12 protein-coding genes are annotated in these 20,768 nt (G+C 65.4%); 9 read left to right on the forward strand and 3 right to left on the reverse strand.

Going from position 1 to position 20,768, the window contains the following annotated elements:
• Positions 1-2 precede the first annotated feature (2 nt).
• From ASF20_RS00270 to ASF20_RS00300, 7 genes are all read left to right on the forward strand, one after another.
• Positions 3-764: an SURF1 family protein gene (locus ASF20_RS00270; protein WP_056269579.1), complete on the forward strand. Its 762-nt coding sequence runs from the start codon at positions 3-5 to the stop codon at positions 762-764.
• 86 nt (positions 765-850) lie between these two features.
• Positions 851-1,267, forward strand: coding sequence for a DUF4864 domain-containing protein (locus ASF20_RS00275; protein WP_056269582.1), 417 nt, complete (start codon positions 851-853; stop codon positions 1,265-1,267).
• 66 nt (positions 1,268-1,333) lie between these two features.
• A complete protein-coding gene (thrC, locus tag ASF20_RS00280; RefSeq protein ID WP_056269585.1) occupies positions 1,334-2,746 on the forward strand; it encodes a threonine synthase in 1,413 nt (470 codons plus the stop codon).
• Between the two features lie 6 nt (positions 2,747-2,752).
• The gene (locus ASF20_RS00285) at positions 2,753-4,048 is read left to right on the forward strand and encodes a pitrilysin family protein (RefSeq protein WP_056269588.1); all 1,296 of its coding nucleotides are present in this window, start codon (positions 2,753-2,755) and stop codon (positions 4,046-4,048) included.
• A 229-nt stretch (positions 4,049-4,277) separates the two neighbouring features.
• Positions 4,278-7,142: an EAL domain-containing protein gene (locus ASF20_RS00290; RefSeq protein ID WP_244476284.1), complete on the forward strand. Its 2,865-nt coding sequence runs from the start codon at positions 4,278-4,280 to the stop codon at positions 7,140-7,142.
• A 130-nt stretch (positions 7,143-7,272) separates the two neighbouring features.
• Positions 7,273-7,626, forward strand: a complete 354-nt coding sequence (locus tag ASF20_RS00295; protein ID WP_056217286.1) for a hypothetical protein — start codon at positions 7,273-7,275, stop codon at positions 7,624-7,626.
• Positions 7,627-7,693: 67 nt separating this feature from the next.
• The gene (locus ASF20_RS00300; protein ID WP_056269596.1) at positions 7,694-8,638 is read left to right on the forward strand and encodes a ferredoxin--NAD(+) reductase; all 945 of its coding nucleotides are present in this window, start codon (positions 7,694-7,696) and stop codon (positions 8,636-8,638) included.
• Positions 8,639-8,771: 133 nt separating this feature from the next.
• Here ASF20_RS00300 and ASF20_RS00305 read toward each other — a convergent pair whose 3' ends face one another.
• Positions 8,772-11,225 carry a glycogen/starch/alpha-glucan phosphorylase gene (locus ASF20_RS00305; RefSeq protein ID WP_156647922.1) on the reverse strand — a complete coding sequence of 818 codons (2,454 nt, stop codon included), beginning with the start codon at positions 11,223-11,225 and terminating at the stop codon, positions 8,772-8,774.
• Between the two features lie 570 nt (positions 11,226-11,795).
• Between ASF20_RS00305 and ASF20_RS00310 the strand changes: the two genes are divergently transcribed.
• Entirely contained in the window at positions 11,796-13,424 is a 1,629-nt protein-coding gene (locus ASF20_RS00310) for an alpha-amylase family glycosyl hydrolase (protein WP_056269602.1), read from the forward strand.
• A 160-nt stretch (positions 13,425-13,584) separates the two neighbouring features.
• The gene (gene glgA / locus ASF20_RS00315) at positions 13,585-15,090 is read left to right on the forward strand and encodes a glycogen synthase GlgA (RefSeq protein ID WP_056217274.1); all 1,506 of its coding nucleotides are present in this window, start codon (positions 13,585-13,587) and stop codon (positions 15,088-15,090) included.
• 116 nt (positions 15,091-15,206) lie between these two features.
• Here the strand turns inward: glgA and glgB are convergent, their stop codons facing one another.
• Together glgB and treS are read right to left on the reverse strand one after the other, a co-directional pair.
• Positions 15,207-17,510: a 1,4-alpha-glucan branching protein GlgB gene (gene glgB, locus ASF20_RS00320; RefSeq protein WP_056269605.1), complete on the reverse strand. Its 2,304-nt coding sequence runs from the start codon at positions 17,508-17,510 to the stop codon at positions 15,207-15,209.
• A complete protein-coding gene (gene treS / locus ASF20_RS00325; protein WP_056269609.1) occupies positions 17,511-20,768 on the reverse strand; it encodes a maltose alpha-D-glucosyltransferase in 3,258 nt (1,085 codons plus the stop codon).

Below are 20,768 nucleotides of genomic sequence, written 5' to 3' on the forward strand. Positions count from 1 at the left end.
CCATGGCTTCGCCCCTCCGTCCCGGCGCTTGGCGCAGCATTTTGATGCCCAGCCTCGTTTCACTGATCTGCCTCGCGATTCTTCTCGGCCTCGGAGTCTGGCAGCTCGCACGCAAGGGCGAGAAGGAAGCCCTAATCACGCGCATCCTGGCGCGATCGAAGGTCGAGCCGCCAACCGCGCTTCCATTGCCGCAGGGTTGGGATCCAGCCCGGGACGAGTTCCGGCGTGTCCGCATCACCGGCCGGTTTCGGCACGAAGCCGAGACGCTGGTCCACGGTCTCGCCGCGGGCGAGGTTCCGGGGCGAGCCCTTCAGGGCTATTATCTCCTGACGCCCTTCCTGCTCGAGGATGGTGGCACCATCCTTATCAACCGCGGCTTCGTGCCCACCGAGTTGAAGGCGCCCGCAAACCGCGCGGCCGGGCAGGTCGAGGGCGTCACCACCGTCACCGGCATACTCCGGGGGTCCGAACCACGGACGATGTTCGTGCCAGCGCCGGACCCGGCACGGAACGAATGGTTTAACCGCGACATCGCCGGCATCAGCGCTTCACGCGGCCTCCCCGATCCCCGGCCCTACCTCGTCGAGGCGGATGCGACGCCGAACCCGGGCGGCTGGCCGAAGGGCGGTCAGCTCCGGGTCGATCTGCCGAACAACCACTTGCAATACGCCTTCACGTGGTTCGGGATCGCGGCGTGCCTCGTCGGCGTGTTCGGGGTCTTCGCTTGGCGCCGGCTCCACGAGGATCAGCCCCCCGCGCAATAGTGACGCGTGCAGCCGAAAACTTGCTTCGTCCGCGCATGTGTTCCAGCTTATCTTCGAACGAGCGGTTACGTTACGGAGTGGGCCCCATGCGCACCATCCTCCTGATCCTGATAACGATGTGGATTCCTTCGACAGCCTTCGCGGTGGACGCAGCCGCCCGGGATGCCGCGAAGGCCACGGTGGAACGCCAGATCGAAGCATTCCGTCGAGACGATGCGGCTACGGCCTACGCCCAGGCCGCGCCCGCGATCCAGGGACTCTTTCCCTCTCCCGAGACCTTCATCGCAATGGTCCGACAGGGCTACGGCGCCGTCTACCGAAATCGGCGCTACAGCGTGGATCGCATCGAGGATGCCGGGGACGACGGCGTGGCCCTCGGCGTCACCTTGCAGGATGAGGACGGGGCCGATTGGGCTGCTCTCTACAGCCTGGAGAAGCAGCCGGACGGCGCTTGGCGGATCACGGGATGCCGCCTGATGAGGGCCCCGGGCAGCAACGCCTGACGACGTCCAAGACTTTCGACACGCCCGCCGACATCGTGTAGACGGAGCGCCTTCCCGGAGGCCCCCTTGCTTCACGTCTCGACCCGCGGCGCCGCGGCGCCCCTCAGCTTTTCCGACGCCCTTCTCGCCGGCCTTGCGCGCGACGGCGGGCTCTACGTGCCCGAAAGCTGGCCGCAGATCACTAGACCGGCGATCGCCGGTCTCGCAGGCCTGCGCTATGCCAATGCCGCCAAGACCGTTCTACGCCCGCTCATCGACGGGGAGATCGCGGACGTGGACCTCGATCGCATGATCGAGGAGGCCTACGCCACCTTCCGGCACCCGGCGGTCTGCCCCCTTACCCAGCTCGACGACAACCTGTTCCTGCTGGAACTCTTCCACGGCCCGACGCTCGCGTTCAAGGACGTGGCGATGCAACTCCTTGGGCGCCTGATGGACCATGTCCTGCGCGCCCGCGATGCAAGGGCTACCATCGTGGGCGCGACGTCGGGCGATACCGGCAGCGCCGCGGTGGAGGCCTTTCGCGGTCTCGATCAGGTCGACATCTTCATCCTGTTCCCAGAAGGGCGCGTGTCCGAAGTCCAGCGCCGGCAGATGACGTCGGTGGGGGCACACAACGTTCACGCCATCGCCATCGACGGCAACTTTGACGATTGTCAGAACATCGTCAAAGCCCTGTTTCAGCACGCTGATTTCGCCGACGACGTTCGGCTCTCGGGCGTCAATTCGATCAATTGGGCCCGGGTCGCCGCGCAGGCGGTCTACTACTTCACCTCGGCCGTGGCCCTGGGCGCCCCCCACCGGCCGATCTCCTTCGCAGTTCCAACCGGAAATTTCGGAGACATTCTCGCCGGCTGGGTCGCCAAGCGCATGGGACTGCCGATCGAGCGCCTGATGATCGGAACCAATGCCAACGACATCCTGGCCCGGACACTCGAGCATGGTGCTTACGAGGTCCGCGGCGTGCAGCCGACCACCTCGCCCTCGATGGACATCCAGATCTCGTCGAACTTCGAGCGCCTGCTGTTCGAAGCTCTGGGGCGCGATTCCACGAGCCTCGGCCGGCTGATGGCCGGGCTGAAGCAGTCGGGTGGCTTTCACCTCGATCCTTTGGTTCTCAAGACCGTGCGCAGCGAGTTCGACGCCACCGCCGTCGCCGAGCCGGAAGTCATGGCTGAGATCGCCCGCACCCATGCGGAGACCGGACACGTCATCGATCCCCACAGCGCCATCGGTGTGCATGCGGCACGCAAGCTCTTGCGCCAGGATCCGCGCACGCCGGTCGTCGCGCTCGCCACCGCGCACGCCGCCAAGTTCCCCGACGCCGTCGCGAAGGCGATCGGCGGGCGGCGTCCTGAGCTTCCGCCGCACCTCGCCGACTTAATGGACCGTAAGGAGACCTTTTCGCGCGTTGCCAACGATCAGGCGGCGGTTGAGACCTTCATCCGCGAGCGCGCCCGCATCACCAAGGGAGCGTAACGGCTCATGAACCAGCATTTCGCCACGCACGGTGCATCGCCCGATCTCAAGATCACCAAGCTCGACAATGGGGTCACCGTCGTCACCGAGGCGATGCCGGGCGTCGCGACGGCGACGCTCGGCGTCTGGGTCGGTGCCGGCTCGCGTCATGAGCGCACCGACGAGGGCGGTCTGAGCCACCTCATCGAACATATGGCCTTCAAGGGCACCAAGACCCGATCCGCTCGCCGCATCGCCGAGGATATCGAGAATGTGGGCGGCGACATCAACGCCGCGACGAGTGCCGAGGGAACGAGTTACACCGCACGCGTGCTTGGCGAGGATGCGAGCGTCGCCCTCGACGTGATCGGAGACATCCTCACGGGTTCGGTCTTCGATGCCGGCGAGCTTGCCCGCGAGAAGAGCGTGATCTTGCAGGAATATGCGGCGATCGAGGATACGCCAGACGACGTCGTCTACGAGGCCTTCACCGAGGCGGCATTTCCGAACCAGCCAATGGGCCGTCCGATCATCGGCACGCCTGAGACGATCAACAGCTTCGACCGAGACGCGATCGAAGCCTACATCGCCCGGGAATACACGCCCGACCGCATCGTCCTGGCTGCGGCGGGCGCCATCGGACATGACCAAATCGTCGAATCGGCATCGCGCTATTTCGGCGACTTGAAGCCGATGCAGGCGCCCGAGACGGTGCCGGGGATCTATGGCGGCGGCGAGAAGCGGCTGCCGAAGAAACTCGAGCAGGCCAACGTCGTCCTCGGCCTGCCGGGCCTGTCGTTTCGCGACGACGATTACTACGCGCTCCACATCTTCGCGCAGGTGCTGGGCGGCGGCCTGACCTCGCGGCTGTGGCACGAGGTGCGCGAGACGCGTGGCCTTGCCTACGAGATCCAGTCCTTCCATTGGGCATTCTACGATTGCGGCCTGTTCGGCATCGGTGCCGGCACATCCGGGGGTGACCTCGCCGAGCTGATGGAGGTGACGCTGGACGCAACGATCCGCGCCGCGGCGGATGCCGACACGATCGAAGTCGCTCGGGCAAAGGCGCAGCTCAAGGTCGCGCTGCTCTCCGCCCTGGAGACGCCCGGCGGCCGGATCGAGCGCAATGCCCGACAGATCCTGGCCTGGGGCCGCGTCATCCCGGCCAGCGAGGTGATCGCCAAGGTGGATGCCGTGACGGTCGACGACGTCCGCCAGGCTGGTCGGCGCCTGCTGAAGGGCGCTCCGACCCTGGCCGCCATCGGTCCGATCAAGAAGCTTCCGACCCTCGATCGCATCGCGGCGGCGCTGCAGGCGGCATGAGCTTGGCCGACGCGGCTTGTTTTGGCCGCAAAGGCAGGCGATCGAAATTCATCGGCGCCACGGTTCACAAACGGTGAACGCCGTCGCGCAAGGCGACCGTTCGCCTTGCTCGTCGAGGCCCCCACCGATACGACTGGATGCACAGCTGAGCCGTCTCCCGTCGCCTGTTTCCATCGATCATGCCTCGCCCGGCCGGAACACTCGCCCGTTGCGTAGATTCGCCCCCGTCCTGGCCGCCCTCGCTGCGGCACTGCTCAGTGCCCTGATCGTCGGAGGACCGGCGCAGGCCGTCGAGGCGGTCCGCGTCACCCTCGACGCGCCCGTCATCGATCTCACGCCGATGATCGAACGTTATCGCTCCGATGGCGACCTGATCCAGATCTCCACCGCCCCGGGGAAGGACGGGATCGTCCGCCGCATCGTGGTGAAGGCCCGTGAGACCGGCGCCCGTCCCGACTGGATGGTGTTCGCCCTCACCAACGACACCGACGAGCAGGTGGACCGGGTCCTCGTCGCCCCGCATTTCCGCCTCGTGGGCTCGGGTGTTGTCTGGCCGGATCTCGGAGGCTCGCGCATCGCCGCCATCACGGCGAGCCAGGGTATTCGACCGGAGCGCGACGAGAACCCGGAAGCCGATCAGTTCGTCATCACCCTCGATCCCGGGGCGACCGTAACCTATGTGGCCGAGTTGCGAGGGCCGAACATCCCGCAAGTGTACCTCTGGGATCAGGAAGCTTACCGCAAGAAGGCCAACGGCCTGACCCTGTACAAGGGTATCATCATCGGCATTGCGGGTCTCCTCGCCCTGTTCCTGACGATTATCTTCGTCGTGAAGGGCGCGATCATCTTTCCCGCCGCCGCGTCCCTGGCTTGGGCCGTGCTGGCCTATGCCTCAATTGATTTCGGCTTCCTGCAGCGTGTGTTTCCCATCACCGAAGTTGCCGAGCGTGTCTATCGCGCCTCGACGGAGGCGGTTCTCGGCGCGACGCTCCTGGTCTTCCTGTTTGCCTATCTCAACCTCAGCCGGTGGCACGTGCGCTACAGCCACGTGGCGATCATCTGGCTCCTGTTCCTGGCGTGCCTGGTGGGCCTCGCGGTGTTCGATCCGCCCGTGGCGGCCGGCGTCGCCCGCATCTCCATCGCGGCGGTGGCCGGCGTCGGCCTGCTGCTGATCGTCTATCTCGCGGCGCATAACGGATATGACCGCGCCATCCTGCTGGTGCCCACCTGGTGCCTACTTCTCGTCTGGGTGGTGGCTGCCGGGTTCGCGATCACGGGGCAGATCAGCAGCGATCTGGTGCAGCCCGCCCTCATCGGCGGGCTCGTGCTGATCGTCATGCTGATCGGTTTCACCGTGATGCAGCACGCCTTCGCGGGCGGTGGCCTGACCCATGCTCTCGTCTCCGACACAGAGCGGCGCGCATTGGCCCTCACGGGCGCAGGGGACGTGGTATTCGATTGGGACGTACCGGGTGACCGGGTCTTCGCCGGTCAGGAGATCGAGGGACAGCTCGGTCTGAAACGCGGTGCCCTCGAAGGCCCAGCGGCCAACTGGCTCAACCTGGTCCACCCCTTCGACGTCGAGCGCTACTCGGCGGCCCTCGACACGGTCATCGAGGAGCGCCGTGGCCGCATCGTGCACGATTTTCGCCTGCGCTCCACTGCCGGGCCGTACTATTGGTATCGCCTGAAAGCGCGACCTGTGATCGGTTCCGACGGAGAGGTGATCCGGGTCGTCGGCACGATCAGCGACGTCACTGAGGTGAAGACGGCGGAGGAACGCCTCCTTCACGATGCAGTGCATGACAGTCTGACAGGCCTGCCGAACCGCGAACTCTTCTACGACCGCCTCGATGCAGGACTGGCGTTCGCCAGCCAGGATCCCCGACTTCGGCCGACGACGATCGTCCTCGACATCGACCGGTTCAAGGCCATCAACGACGCCATCGGTCTGTCGGCCGGTGACTCGATCCTGCTGACGCTGTCGCGCAGGCTCGGACGCCTCCTCCGACCGCAGGATACCCTGGCGCGCGTGGCTGGCGATGAGTTCGCCCTGATCCTGATCTCGGAGCGGGAGCCGGACCGCATCCTCGCCTTCGCGGAAATGATCCGCAAAGCGATCGCGACGCCGATCACCTATGCGGATCGCGAAATTTTCCTGACGGTCTCTGTTGGTCTCGCCCTCTACGAGGGTGGGGCGAACCTGAAACGAGAAGAGGTGTTCAAGAACGCCGAAATGGCGATGATCCAGGCCAAGCGCGGCGGTGGGGATCGCACGGAGGTTTTCCGTGCCACCATGCGCAACGAGCGTGGCGACCGCATGATGCTGGAGGCTGATCTGCGCAGGGCGCTGGATCGCAACGAGATGAAGGTGTTGTTCCAGCCGATCGTCCGCCTGGAGGACCGCACCGTCGCCGGCTTCGAGACCCTCCTGCGCTGGGACCATCCGAAGCTCGGCCGTATCGGTCCCGCAACCTTCCTGCCGATCGCGGAAGAGAGCGGCTTCATCGTCAATCTGGGTATCTTTGCCCTGGAGCGGACCGCCCTCGAGCTGGCGGCCTGGCAGCGCTCCCTCGACGTAGAACCGCCGATCTTCGCTTCCGTCAACATCTCCTCGCGGCAGCTCCTGCGCCACGATCTCCTGCATGACGTGAAGACGATCCTGGCCCGATCCGGCGTCATCCCCGGCTCACTGAAGCTGGAGATGACCGAGAGCCTGGTCATGGAGAATCCGGAATACGCAGCGCAGATGCTTCACCGCATCCACGACCTTGGCGCGGGCCTGTCCCTGGACGATTTCGGGACCGGCTACTCGGCCCTCTCCTACCTTCAGCGCTTCCCCTTCGACACGATCAAGATCGATCAGTCCTTCGTACGCCAGATCGCGACGGGCCAGACCGCCATTCTGCGATCGATCGTCAAGATGGCACAGGAACTCGGCCTGTCGATCATCGCCGAAGGCGCCGAGTCGGAGGTTGACACCCAAATTCTGTTCGAATTGGGCTGTGAATATGCTCAGGGTTTCGCCTTCGGCGAACCGATGTCGATGCTTCAAGCTCGGCAGTTGCTTGGTGCGGCGCCTGAAGCTGCCTGAGTGAAATCAGGCAGATGCGGGCAAACCAACGCATCGGGTTAAACCTCCCTTAACCATGATCCGGCATCCTCAGCTTCGAGTTGATGTGCGGGCGGCAAGGTGCGACGCGCCGGCCGAGGGAGATGGGGTCATGGCGCAGGCTGCGTTGCGAATCGTGGACGACGAGATCGACACCGGCCTCGTCCGACGCTTGATGGCGCGCCCACTTCGCGCGGTGCCCGACGTCGCGGCACCCCCCGAGGCCCCGGCTTCCGCACCGGTCGCGATCGCGACGACGGTTACGGCCGCGGCAGGTGAGGTATCGCGGCTCAAGGCCGAGGTCATGGTTATGAAAGCTGTGCTTGGGGCCGAGCGTCGCGAGGCCGAACGGCTCCGCGCCTGCATCAGCCGGATCGACGGCGCCGAGCCGCTGTCACCCGAGGCACAGGCGGTCCGTGACCGTTGGGCCGCCCTCGTCGATCATCTGCTCAACGAACCGCGCTGAGGCGAGGGTTCGCCCGGCGAGCCTTATGCGACGCGCCCACCCCATTCCCCACACCTGAAGGACGACCATGAGCGCCCGCTGCTCGCTCGTCGTCAACGGCAAGTCCGTGCGCGTTTCCACCGGCGACACCCCGCTGGAAGCCGCTCTCGCCGATGGGATGATCGCTGCCACCCCCGGAGCCGGTGGCCAGGGCATCGGCCCTGCCCCACGTCGGGCTCAAACTCGCGCGCATCGCGGTGAGGCCATCAAGCTCTCACTACCTCGCGCGGCTGCCATAGAGCCGCCCGCTCGCCTCGTGCTGCCGAGCCGGCCTACCGCCGTACAGAAGCGGACCGGTACGGTCACCGAGATCACCGCCCTCGGTTCGCATACCTTTCAGGTCGTCGTCACGATCACCCGTCGGCTCGCCCTGGAGCCGGGTCACGGGGTCGACGTCACCTTCGAGAATTTCGCGCCCGTCACCTTGAGCCCAACGCTGCGTGTCGACGGATCGGCCGAGCTCAACGAACTGGTGTTCCATCTGCGGCAGGATCGCGACGGATTCGGTCTTGGGCACGAATTGGTAGACGCTCTCGCTTGCGACCACCCGGTGAAGGTGAAAGGCCCTGTCGGCCGCGGCTACTACCGCGCCGGGGGCGGACGCCTCGTTCTCGTTGCGTCAGAGACCGGCTTCGCACCAATCTGGTCCATCGCCCATGCAGCGCGCTACATCGAACCGGCCCGCGAAATCATCCTGGTGGTGGGTGCGCGCAATCCCCTTGATCTCTACATGCGACCGGCCCTGGATTGGCTGCGCGCGACCGGCGTGACCCGAATCGTCACCGTATCGGATCGTGCCCGCCAGCGCCCGCCCGAAGTTCGTCCCGGTCCCCTCACCGCTCACCTGCCGTCGCTGCGCAGCACAGATGTGGTTCACGTTGCCGGGGACGCCTCGACGGTCGGGGCCGTCGAGGTGCTCGCTGCGACGACCGGTGCCCGGTGCCATCCGATCCTGATCGACGCCGGCATCTGACCCGGTATTCGTCCACGCTGAGGCGATCGAACGAAATGAGCTGCATACCCCGGGAATGCAGCTCATTTGTTTTCCAAGATTGCGGCCGTGACCTGCCCGGTTCCCATCTTGAGAACCGGGCAGACCGGGCGGATCAGCCGAGCCGAACCCGCCAGATTTCCTCGGCATATTCCCGCATGGAACGATCGGAGGAGAACCACGCCATCCGGGCTGTGTTGAGGATGGCCGTCCGCCACCAGGTCTTCGGATCGCTCCAAGCCCGATCCACCGAGCGCTGCACGCGCCAGTAATCGTCGAAGTCGACGGTGAGAAGATAACGGTCGTTGTGGCGCAGGTCGTCGACGATCGGTCGGAAGCGGTCCGGCTCCTCGGGCGAAAAGCCTCCAGCCTCGATGAGGTCGAGAGCGGCTTTCAGGCGGGGCGAAGCGGCGATGGCGACCTCGGCGTAGTTCGGCACGGCCATCCGCGCCTGCACTCCGGCCGCATCCAGGCCGAAGATGAAGATGTTGTCCGCGCCGACATGGTCACGGATCTCAATATTGGCACCATCAAGAGTGCCGATGGTCAGCGCACCGTTGAGGGCGAGCTTCATGTTCCCGGTGCCGGAGGCCTCCATGCCGGCCGTAGAGATCTGCTCGGAGAGGTCAGCGGCGGGGATGATCGCTTCCGCCAAGCTGACCGAGTAGTTCGGCAAGAAGACCACCTTCAGGCGGCCCGCCACGTCCGGATCGGCGTTGACCAACTTGGCTACGTCACAGGCGAGTTTGATGATGAGCTTGGCCTGGACGTAGCTTGGCGCAGCCTTGCCGCCAAAAATCTTCACGCGTGGCGTCCAAGCGGCCTTCGGATCAGCCTTAATTGCCTGATACAGGGCAACGGTCTCGATCACGTTGAGGAGCTGGCGTTTGTATTCGTGGATGCGCTTGATCTGGACGTCGAACAGGGCAGACGGATCGACCGTGATACCGGTGCGATCGGCCACCACCTGCGCGAGAGCCGCCTTCCGCGCACGGCGCATGGCCGCGTAGCGGGACTGGAAGTTCGCGTCGGACGCGACGTCGGCCAAGCCGGCGAGCCGTTCCGGCGTATCGAGCACTTCCGGTCCGACCGCCTCGACGGCAAGGGCGGTGAGCTCCGGATTGGCGTTGTGGAGCCAGCGCCGGAAGGTGATGCCATTGGTCTTGTTCACGATCTTGTCGGTGTCGAGGGCGTGGAGCTCCTTGAACACCGTCGAGCGCATCAGATCGGTATGCAGGGCGGAAACGCCGTTGACCCTGCGCGCCCCCAGGAAAGCGAGATGGCCCATGCGGACCCGCTTGCCGTGGGTTTCGTCGATGAGCGACACGGCGGCGAGCTTCTCGGCGGAACCCCGGCCCTGCTTGCCCTGCTCTTCGAGGTGCATCCAGTTGATCAGGTAGATGATCTGCATGTGCCGCGGCAGCACGCGCTCCATCAGCTCGACCGGCCAGGTCTCCAGCGCCTCCGGCAGGAGCGTATGGTTCGTGTAGCCGAGGGTATGCGTGGTGACGTGCCAGGCATCCTCCCAGTTGAACCCGTGATCCTCGAGGAGAAGGCGCATGAGTTCCGGCACTGCGATAGCGGGATGCGTATCGTTGAGCTGGATCGCGGCATGGTCGGGGAGCGAGCGCAGATCGCCGCGCTCGGCCGCATGCCGGCGCACCAGATCCTGCAGCGACGCCGAGGTGAAGAAGTATTCCTGCCTAAGGCGCAGCTCCTGGCCCTCGGCGGACGAGTCGCTCGGGTAGAGTACGCGGGAGATCGCCTCGGCACGGGCACGCCCCGCGACGGCGCCCACATGATCGCCGCCATTGAACCGGGCCAGATCGACAGGCACCTGGGCCTCGGCCTTCCAGAGGCGCAGCGTATTCACATGGCGTCCCCGCCAACCGACCACCGGCACGTCATGGGCCACCGCCCGAACCGTTTCGGCCGGATGCCAATGGCGGCGGATCACGCCGTCAGAGACCGCCGACATCGTGACATGGCCACCGAAGCCGATGGTGTAGGTCGCGTCGGGCCGCGGAAATTCCCACGGGTTACCCTCCGCGAGCCAGGTCTCCGGGGCTTCCTTTTGCCAACCGTCCTCCAGGGACTGCCGGAAGAGGCCGTGATCGTAGCGAATGCCATAGCCGATAGCGGGAATCGATAGGCTCGCCATGCTTTCCATAAAGCAGGCGGCGAGGCGCCCGAGGCCGCCATTGCCCAGCGCAGCATCCGGCTCCGCCGCTTCCACGTCGCCGAGCTGCACGCCAAGTTCCCGCAGGGCCGCGCGGGTGGTCTCGACGAGGCCGAGATTGTTCATGGCATCGGAGAGGAGACGACCGATGAGGAACTCCAGGGACAGGTAATAGACCCGCTTGTTCGGGATCGACCCGTCGGCATCGTGGCAAGCATCGACGACCCGGTCGCGCAGGGCGAGTGCCGTCGCGGCGAACCAGTCGCGCTCACGTGCGGTCGAAGGCGTTTTTCCGATGGCGTAGACCAGCTTGGCCAGGATGGCCTCCCGCAGGTCCGCCACCGCGTCGCCGGATGCCTTACGCACCGGTCGGGTGCGTTCTTGCGCCATCGGCGAAGGCGATCGCTGAGCCACGTCCGAGGCCTCCGAGGAAACGGTGGCGTCGGAATTGTCTCGTCCGATGAGTTTGTCTTTCAGCACGTGTCAGTCCCCCTCTCGGCCGTGAAACTTGGACGCCGCTGACGGGATGACAACCCTGGGGCTATCATGCGCTCGGGCATTCCTGTTCTGCGTTCGGCCTCGTCCCCTCGTCTCGTCTCACGGACCGGTGCCGTATTAGCTGCACCGGACTCGCGATCGTTCTCTGGTCTGGTGTCCGATCGTCGCGCCGGAGTCGTTTTCCCGCACTCCACCCATCCTGAGAATTCGGTACCCCTTTAGGATGCGGAGCATTGCTTGTGCGAACGTGCCCTGTGGGGCCGCCATCGAGACCACAGTCCTGCACCAGCGTTCAAACCTGCGTCACGGTGTCCGACAGTCCCAGCCAAACCGTGCGGGAATGAGACCACACCACGTTCGAATATTGTCTGAACGCCCTTCGGATCGAACGGGTCGCGCAGGGTCCCGTCTGCGGCTAGGGTCCGGCCCGGACGCGATCGGGACGCGTCGCCGGAGGATTGCATGGCGGATACGGTCTGGTGGAAGAGCGGCACCGTCTATCAGGTCTACCCGCGCTCCTTCCAAGATAGCGACGGGGATGGAATCGGGGACCTGCGCGGTATCACCCGCCGCCTCGACTACCTAGCCTGGCTCGGCGTCGACGCCGTCTGGATCTCGCCGTTCTATCCCTCTCCGATGGCGGATTTCGGTTACGACGTCGCGGATTACTGCGGCGTCGACCCGCTGTTCGGAACACTGGAGGATTTCGACGCCTTGGTGGCGGAAGCCCATTTCAGGCGGCTCAAGGTGATCCTCGATTTCGTCCCGAACCACACCTCGATCGCCCATCCGTGGTTCGCGGACAGCCGCAGCGCACGCACAAGCGCCAAGCGGGACTGGTATATTTGGCGCGATCCCGCTCCCGATGGAGGCCCGCCGAACAACTGGATCAGCAATTTCGGCGGCCCTGCCTGGACCCTCGACGAAGCGACCGGGCAATACTACTACCATGCCTTCCTGCGCGAGCAGCCGGACCTGAACTGGCGCAACCCGAGCGTTCGCGCGGCGATGCATGACGTACTTCGCTTCTGGCTTGACCGCGGCGTGGACGGCTTCCGCGTCGATGTGATCTGGCACCTGATGAAGGATGAGGGATTCCGCGACAATCCCGAAAATCCGGGGTTCAGCGCCGGACAGGCTGAGATCAATCGATTCGCCCAGGTCTACTCCGCCGATCGTCCGGAGATCTTCGATGTCATCGCCGAGATGCGGGCCGTGCTGGCGCCCTACGGGGAGCGCGTTCTGATCGGCGAGATCTACCTGCCCGTCGAGCGCCTCGTAGCCTATTACGGTGCCGATCTGGCAGGCGTCGATCTGCCCTTCAACTTCCAGCTTATCCAGACGCCCTGGAACGCCCACTCGGTGGCCGAGCTCGTAATCGCCTACGAGAACGCCCTCCCCCCTGGCGGTTGGCCAAACTGGGTGCTCGGCAACCATGACCAGTCCAGGATCGCGGCACGGGTCGGCGCCGCGCAGGCCGGCATCGCGGCGATGCTTCTGCTGACCCTGCGCGGCACGCCCACCCTTTATTACGGCGACGAGATCGGTCTCGCCCACGTGACCATTCCACCGGACCGCGTCCAGGATCCCTGGGAGCGCAACGAGCCGGGCCATGGCCGCGACCCGGAACGCACGCCGATGCAGTGGGACGACTCGTTCCACGCTGGTTTCAGTGCAGGAGAGCCCTGGCTCCCGTTGAGCCCGGATGCGGCAACCCGGAACGTCGAGTGCCAGTGCGATGATGCCCGATCGCTTCTCACCCTCTATCGCCGCCTCCTGCGCCTGCGCCGGGATCATACCGCCCTCTCGACCGGAGGATTTCGCAGCCTTCCCTCCTCAACGGCGTTCGTCTTTGCCTATGAGCGGCACGACGGTGATGCGACGCTCCGCATATTGCTGAACTTCAGTGCATCGCGGCAAACCATCATCGATACCGCCGAAGACGGTAGTACCTGGGCCATTCTCCTTTCGACGCGCCCGGACCGGCCCATTAGCCGGTCCGATGACGCTATGGTCCTCGAAGCCGATGAGGGTTTGATCCTGCTCCGGGACCCTGCCGGGGCTTACCCCCGACATCACGTCACCGTGTAAAAAGCGGGCACATTCGTCGCAAAACGAGAAAGTTCCTGGACGTGGCTTGAATTGTGCAACGCAACGGAACAATAGCCATCACGCTGCGTTCACGAGGTCGACGTCGATGCTGGGCTCTCGCTCTCCGTTCCCGCCCACCGCTCGACGCGGGAACGTATTCATGAGCGTGGCGGACCAGCAAGACCCCATCGACCTCCACCACAGCCCCAGATCCCGTCATCAACTCCAGCCCCGTATCCTCTTCGCTACGCCGGAGATGGCCGACTTCGTGAAGACGGGCGGCCTCGGGGAAGTCGCAGGCTCCCTTCCGCGGGCCCTGCGCAGGCATTACGATGTCCGCGTCGTGATTCCGGGATATCGACAGGTCATCGAGCAGTTCGATAATATTCCGGTCGTCGCACAGTTGCCGGCCCAGGCCGGCATTCCGCCCAGCGATCTCGGACTCGTGGAGACCACCGACGGGCTCAAAGTCTACGTCATCCTCAACGCAGACCTCTATCAGCGGGATGGGACGCCCTACGGCAACGCTCAGGGCGACTTCGGGGACAACGACATCCGTTTCGCCCGCCTGAGCCTCGCGGCCGCGGAAATCGCGCGCGGCATCGACCCGACTTGGGCCGCGGATCTGCTACACCTGAACGACTGGCAAGCAGCCCTTGCCCCCGCCTACCTCGCATGGAGCGGGTTGCGGGTGCCGAGCATCCTCACGGTGCACAATCTCGCCTATCAGGGCGTCTTCCCGCGTGAGGCCCTCGGGCGTCTCGGCATCCCCGAGGATGCCTTCCGGATGGATGGCGTCGAGTTCTACGGGCAGCTCTCCTTTCTCAAGGCCGGGCTCTATTACGCCTCGCACGTCACGACCGTCAGCGAGACCTACGCCCGGGAAATCATCACGCAGGAATCGGGCTGCGGCCTCGACGGCCTTCTGCGAACTCGAGCCGCGCAAGGTCGTCTCGCCGGCATCCTTAATGGCATTGACGAGAGCTGGGACTCCCGCACTGACCCGCATCTCGCCGCCCGCTTCGAGATCGACGACTGGAAGGGCAAGCGCGCCAACGCCGAGACCGTCCGCCGACAGTTCGGTCTGGCCGTGTCGCGCGGCCCCCTCTTTGCCGTTGTCTCCCGCCTCGTGCACCAGAAGGGCATCGATCTCAGCATCGGCGCGGCCGAGTCGATCGTCGCCGAGGGCGGCCAGTTGGTGGTGATCGGTCAGGGCGAGGGTCGGTTCGAGGGCGCGCTGCGCGACCTTGCCCGCCGTTACCCCTCCTCCGTCGGCGTGCATGTTGGCTTCGAGGAGCGCGATGCCCGCCGCATGTTCGCGGGGAGCGACTTTCTGCTGATGCCGTCCCGCTTCGAGCCCTGCGGCCTCGCCCAGATGTACGCCCAGCGTTTCGGGTCCCTGCCGATCGTTCACCGCACCGGCGGCCTCGCCGACACGGTCGAGGACGGCGTCACCGGCTTCACTTTCGGTGAGGCTTCCGCGCGGGGCTTCTCCGGCGCCATCCGGCGCGCTTTCGACACCTTCGCGCAAAAGAAGCGGCTGAACGCGATGCGTCGCCACGCCATGTCGCGTTCGTTCGGTTGGGACCAGGCCGCGATGAACTACGCCTCTCTCTACGCTCGTGCCTTCGGCAATACGGCCGGTCTGCGCCTGCGCGCCGCCTGATCTCGGTACGTCCACATCAATGAGACGAACACAGCCGGCGGGGACACCCGCCGGCTGTGTTCGTGTCTGGGGGTGCCACGTCCCATCCCGAAGGGCGGGACGCGCGGCATACGCTCTTATCCCTCTCGGATAAAGATCGTCGTCGCGAGGGGCGGAATCGTCAGGGACACGGAATAGGGCTGGCCGTGGCTCGGCACGGCTTCGGCCTGAACGCCGCCCATGTTGCCGACGTTCGAACCGCCGTAACGCTCCGCATCCGAGTTGATCGCTTCTCGATAGAAGCCCTCAGCGGGAACGCCGACCCGGTATCCCTCGCGCGGCACTGGCGTGAAGTTGGACACCACGACCGCAATCTCATTGGGCTCGCGACCTTTCCGGGCCCAAGCGATGACGCTGTTGTCCTGATCGTCAGACACCAGCCACTGGAAGCCACCGGCCTCGGTGTCCCGGCTATGGAGGGCTGGCGTCGCCGTGTAGAGATGGTTCAAGTCGCGGATCAGATCCTTAACGCCCTGATGCAGCCCGTCTTTCAGAAGGTGCCAGTCGAGGCTCTGGTTGTGGTTCCACTCCTTCTCCTGGCCGAACTCGCAGCCCATGAAGAGCAACTTCTTTCCAGGATGGCCCCACATGAAGCCGTAGTAGGCGCGAAGGTTCGCGAATTTCTGCCAGCGGTCGCCCGGCATCTTGCCGAGGAGCGAACCCTTCCCATGCACCACCTCGTCGTGGGACAGCGGTAGGATGAAGTTTTCCGAGAAGGCATAGAGAAGACCGAAGGTCAGGTCGTGGTGGTGGTAGCGCCGGTGGATCGTCTCCTTCGAGACGAAGTTCAGGGTGTCGTGCATCCACCCCATGTTCCACTTGAACCCGAAGCCGAGGCCCCCCGTATAGGTCGGGTGCGAGACGCCCGGCCAGGAGGTGGACTCCTCAGCCACCGTCAGAGTGCCGGGTGCATGGGCGTAGGTTGCCTCGTTGGTTTTGCGCAGGAACTCGATGGCGTCGAGATTCTCGTTGCCACCGTAGCGGTTCGGAATCCACTCGCCCTGACGACGGGAGTAGTCGAGGTAAAGCATCGATGCGACGGCATCCACGCGCAGGCCATCGAGGTGGTAATGCTCGAGCCAGAACCGTGCATTGGCGGCCAGGAAGCTGGATACTTCCGTCCGCCCGAAATTGTAGATGTAGGTGCCCCAATCCTGGTGGAAGCCCTGCCTTGGGTCGGCGTGCTCGTAGAGGTGCGTACCGTCGAACTGGCCCAGGCCGTGTGCATCGAGGGGGAAGTGGCCCGGGACCCAGTCGAGCATGACGCCGATCCCAGCCGCGTGGGCCGCATCCACGAAGGCGGCGAAGTCGTCTGGCGTACCGAAGCGACTCGTCGGCGCGAACAACGACACGGGCTGGTAACCCCATGATCCGTCGAAGGGGTACTCCGTGATCGGCAGCATCTCGATATGGGTGAAGCCCATTTCCTTCACGTAGGGAATCAGGCGTTCACCCAGTTCCTGGTAGGTTAGGTAGCGGTTACCCTCCTCGGCGACGCGCGCCCAGGAACCGAGATGAACTTCGTAGATCGAGATGGGGATATGGCGCGGGTCCTTCGCCCCACGCGTCGCCATCCACTTCTCGTCGTGCCACGCAGGATCGTTCGTACCCTGGAGAACGGAGGCGGTCTCGGGCGGCTTCTGGGCCGCGAAGGCGACGGGATCGGCCTTGAGGGGCAGGAGCGATCCATCGGCGCCACGGATCTCGTACTTGTAATGCGCGCCGGCCTTCAGGCCGGGGATGAACAGCTCCCAGATCCCGCCATTCTGCCAGAGCCGCATGGGATGTCGACGGCCATCCCAGTTATTGAAGTCGCCAACGACGCTCACACGGCGGGCATTCGGCGCCCAGACCGCGAAGCGAAAACCGTCGATGCCGTCGACGGGGCGATGCTGCGCACCGAGGATGCGGTAGGTGACGTTGCTGCCGACCTCGCGCAGGTTGTCGATGTCCTCCTGGCGCAGGGAGGAGCCGAATCCATAGGGGTCATGGCGCGAGCGCTCCAAGCCATCCCAGGTCTCGACGGACAGTTCGTAGAGTGGGCGCCCCTCGCTCGGCAGGCGTGCGATGAAGAAGCCGTCCGGGTGCTTGCGCTCGAATGGGATGCGCCGGCCGCCCACGAGGAGGCTGGCGGATTTTGCCTCGGGCAGGACGGCACGTATCTCCCACTCACCCGGACCGACCTGATGGGGGCCCAGCACCGAGAACGGATCGCCATGGTTCGCCGCCATGATGGCGGCGATCGCGTCCGGGTGGAGAGAACCGGTCTCGGGCGCCGCCGCCTGCGGCGCCCGGGGGGCAACGGGCGTAACGTCCGCCGATTTTGAGGTGCCGGACGCTTGGCCCGTCCTGCTCGCGAACGTCTCGTCGATGCCCATCATTTAAACGCCTTTCTTGATCTCGTCCAGAATGTTGAGAACCCCACGGGCGGGGATTTCGATCCAGTCCGGACGGTTGTTGGCTTCGTAATCGACCTCGTAGAGCGCCTTCGTCAGGAGGGAGAGTTTGAGGAGGCGGCTCTCGGTCTCGGGATCGGTTACGGCGGCCCGGCTCACCGAGACGGCCTCGCGGTAACCGTCGAGGAAGGCGGCATCGATCATGCCGCGCCAGGCGATCGAGGCCCGGCGGGCCCGCTCCTCGGAATCCGAGAAGCGGGCTGCGATTCCGCGAGTCACGGTCTCGGCGCCGTACGCGAATGAGCGCAGCATGCCGGCGACGTCGCGCAGGGGCGTCGATTTGATCCGGCGCTCGTCGGCCGGCCGCGAAGGTTCGCCCTCGAAGTCGACGATGATGAGATCGGCCTCGGCCGCCAGCACCTGCCCGAGGTGATAGTCACCGTGGATGCGGGTCTTCATGGCGCCCTGAGGTGCCTTGGCGGTGAGGGTCTCGATCGCCGCCTCGACCTCGTGGCGGCGACCCGCCAATTCGGTGCTCGCCGCGTTGGAGGCGCGGCCCGCGAGGCCGTCGAGACCGCGGAAGGCCCGCTCCGCCTGGCGGCGGGTGTCATCGCCGAGGGCGTAGAGGTCGGCGTGGTCGAAGGGCTCGGCCGCGAAGGCCGGGTCGTCGGTCTCGACCGCGAACGCGTTGTGCATCTCGGCCGTGCGGCGACCGAGCAGGATTGCCCAGCGCAGATGTGTCTCGAAGGCCTCGGCCGGGGACGGCGCTTCGCTCTCCGGAGCCAGCACTACGGTATCGAAGTCGCGGCGCAGGCCTTCCAGCATGAGCGTCCAGGCGTCGCCCTGGTTCGGCACGAACTTCTGCAGCACTGCGAGCGCCGTGCGGGTACCTCTTGCGTCGACGTGTTCGAGAACGCCAAGGAGCGCCGGCGTGTTATGGAAATGCGCGGTCTCGGTGAGGAAGCGACCGACCTCGATCTCCGGATGGATCCCGGTCTGCAGGCGGCGCAGGAGCTTGAGCATCATCTTCGATCCAATGGCGATCGAGGTGTTGCTCTGCTCGGCGTTGAGCGACCGGACTTCGCCGGCCTCGACGGTAACGTCGCTGTCGAAGGCGGAGGTGGTCGAGAACACGAGGCGCCCGGTCTCGGTGGGGATCTCGCGACCCTCGCGCATGCTCTCGATCATCGCGACCGCGAAGCTCGGCGAAGCCGCCGCGCCTAGCAGCAGGCCGGTGCGCGGACCGCGGCGTACGCGGGCCACGGCGTGCTGAAGCATCGCCTCGTCCTCGCGGCCCTCATCGACGGCCACCGGTACGAAGTAGTCCTGCCGCTCGCCGGTGGAGAGGTGGACCGCGACGCGGGGCAGAAGAAACTTCGCCTCGCCGGTGCTGTCCTTCAGCGCCGCGCTGTCGGTGACCTGCACCGACTTGATGCGCGAGCCCTTGGCGGCGAACCAACGGCGGGTGGCGATGAAGCGCGGAGCGACGGTCCGTTCGAACGCCGTGCGCTCGCGCCCGGCCATCAGGGTCTCGATGCCGCCGGTGAGGACGAGGGTGAAGAGTTCCGGCAGTTCCGGCTGCGGGCCGATGCTCCCGGCGTTCGCCGCGCTGAGGGAGAACCAGTAGAAGCCGTAGGACGGCAGGGTGAGCAGATAGGGTAGTTCGCCGATGGCCGGGAACTCCGAACCGCCGGTCAACTCGATTGGCACAGCGCTGCGGAGTTCCGATAGGTCGAGCTGCACCGCCTGCGGCGCCCGCGACAGGTTGGCGACGCAGAGGACGCGCTCGCCCTCGAACTCGCGAATCCAGGCCAGGACCTTGCGGTTCGAGGGATACAGGAACTGCATGCCGCCGCGGCCCAAAGCCACCGAATTGTTGCGGATCGCGATCATCCGACGCGTCCAGTTCAGCAGGCTGGTCTGCGACTGGGTCTGTGCCTCGACGTTGATCGCGTCGAAGCCGTAGATCGGGTCCTGCACGGAAGGCAGGAACAGCTTCTGCGGGTTCGCCCGCGAGAAGCCGCCGTTGCGGTCCGGCGACCACTGCATGGGCGTGCGCACGCCGTCGCGGTCACCGAGGTAGATGTTGTCGCCCATGCCGATCTCGTCGCCGTAATAGAGCACCGGCGTACCGGGCATCGACAGGACGAGGGACTTCATCAGCTCGATCTTGCGGCGGTCGTTCTCCAGCAAGGGTGCAAGGCGGCGCCGGATGCCGAGGTTGATGCGGGCGCGGCGCTCGGCGGCGTAGAACGACCAGAGGTAGTCGCGCTCCTCGGCCGTGACCATTTCGAGGGTCAGCTCGTCGTGGTTTCGCAGGAAGATCGCCCACTGACAGCCCTCGGGGATCTCCGGCGTCTGGCGCATGATGTCGGTGATCGGATGCCGGTCCTCACGGGCGATCGCCATGTACATGCGTGGCATCAGCGGAAAGTGGAATGCCATGTGGCACTCGTCGCCGTCGCCGAAATACTGCGCGGTCTCCTCGGGCCACTGGTTGGCTTCGGCGAGCAGCATGCGGTCGGGATAGCTCGCGTCGAGCGCAGTGCGGATGGCCTTGATGACCGTGTGGGTCTCGGGAAGGTTCTCGCAGTTCGTGCCATCCCGCTCGATCAGGTAGGGGATCGCGTCGAGACGCAGGCCGTCCACGCCCATGTCCAGCCAGTAGCGCATGACCTCGATGACCGCCTCGAGCACGGCCGGGTTGTCGAAGTTCAGGTCCGGCTGGTGGCTGTAGAAGCGGTGCCAGAAGTACTGCTTCGCGACCGGGTCCCAGGTCCAGTTCGAGACCTCGGTGTCGAGGAAGATGATGCGCGTGTCCGAGTACGGCGTGTCGGTGTCCGACCAGACGTAGAAGTCGCGCTCCGGCGAACCGGCCGGGGCCTCGCGGGCCCGCTGGAACCAGGGGTGCTGGTCCGAGGTGTGGTTGATGACAAGCTCGGTGATCACCCGCAGGCCGCGCTCGTGCGCGGCGTCCACGAACTTCCGGAACTCCTCCATCGTCCCGTAGGAGGGATTCACCTCGCGATAGTCGCCAATGTCGTAACCGTCGTCGCGCAGGGGCGACGGATAGAACGGCATCAGCCAGATGGCCGTGACACCGAGGTCGCGGACATAGTCGAGCTTCTGCGTCAGGCCCTCGAAATCGCCGATCCCGTCGTTGTTGGAGTCGAAGAAAGACTTGACGTGGATCTGGTAGATGATGGCGTCACGGTACCATTGCGGATCGCTGCGATCGATCAT

This window comes from Methylobacterium sp. Leaf88, from assembly GCF_001422795.1.
Classification (GTDB): domain Bacteria; phylum Pseudomonadota; class Alphaproteobacteria; order Rhizobiales; family Beijerinckiaceae; genus Methylobacterium.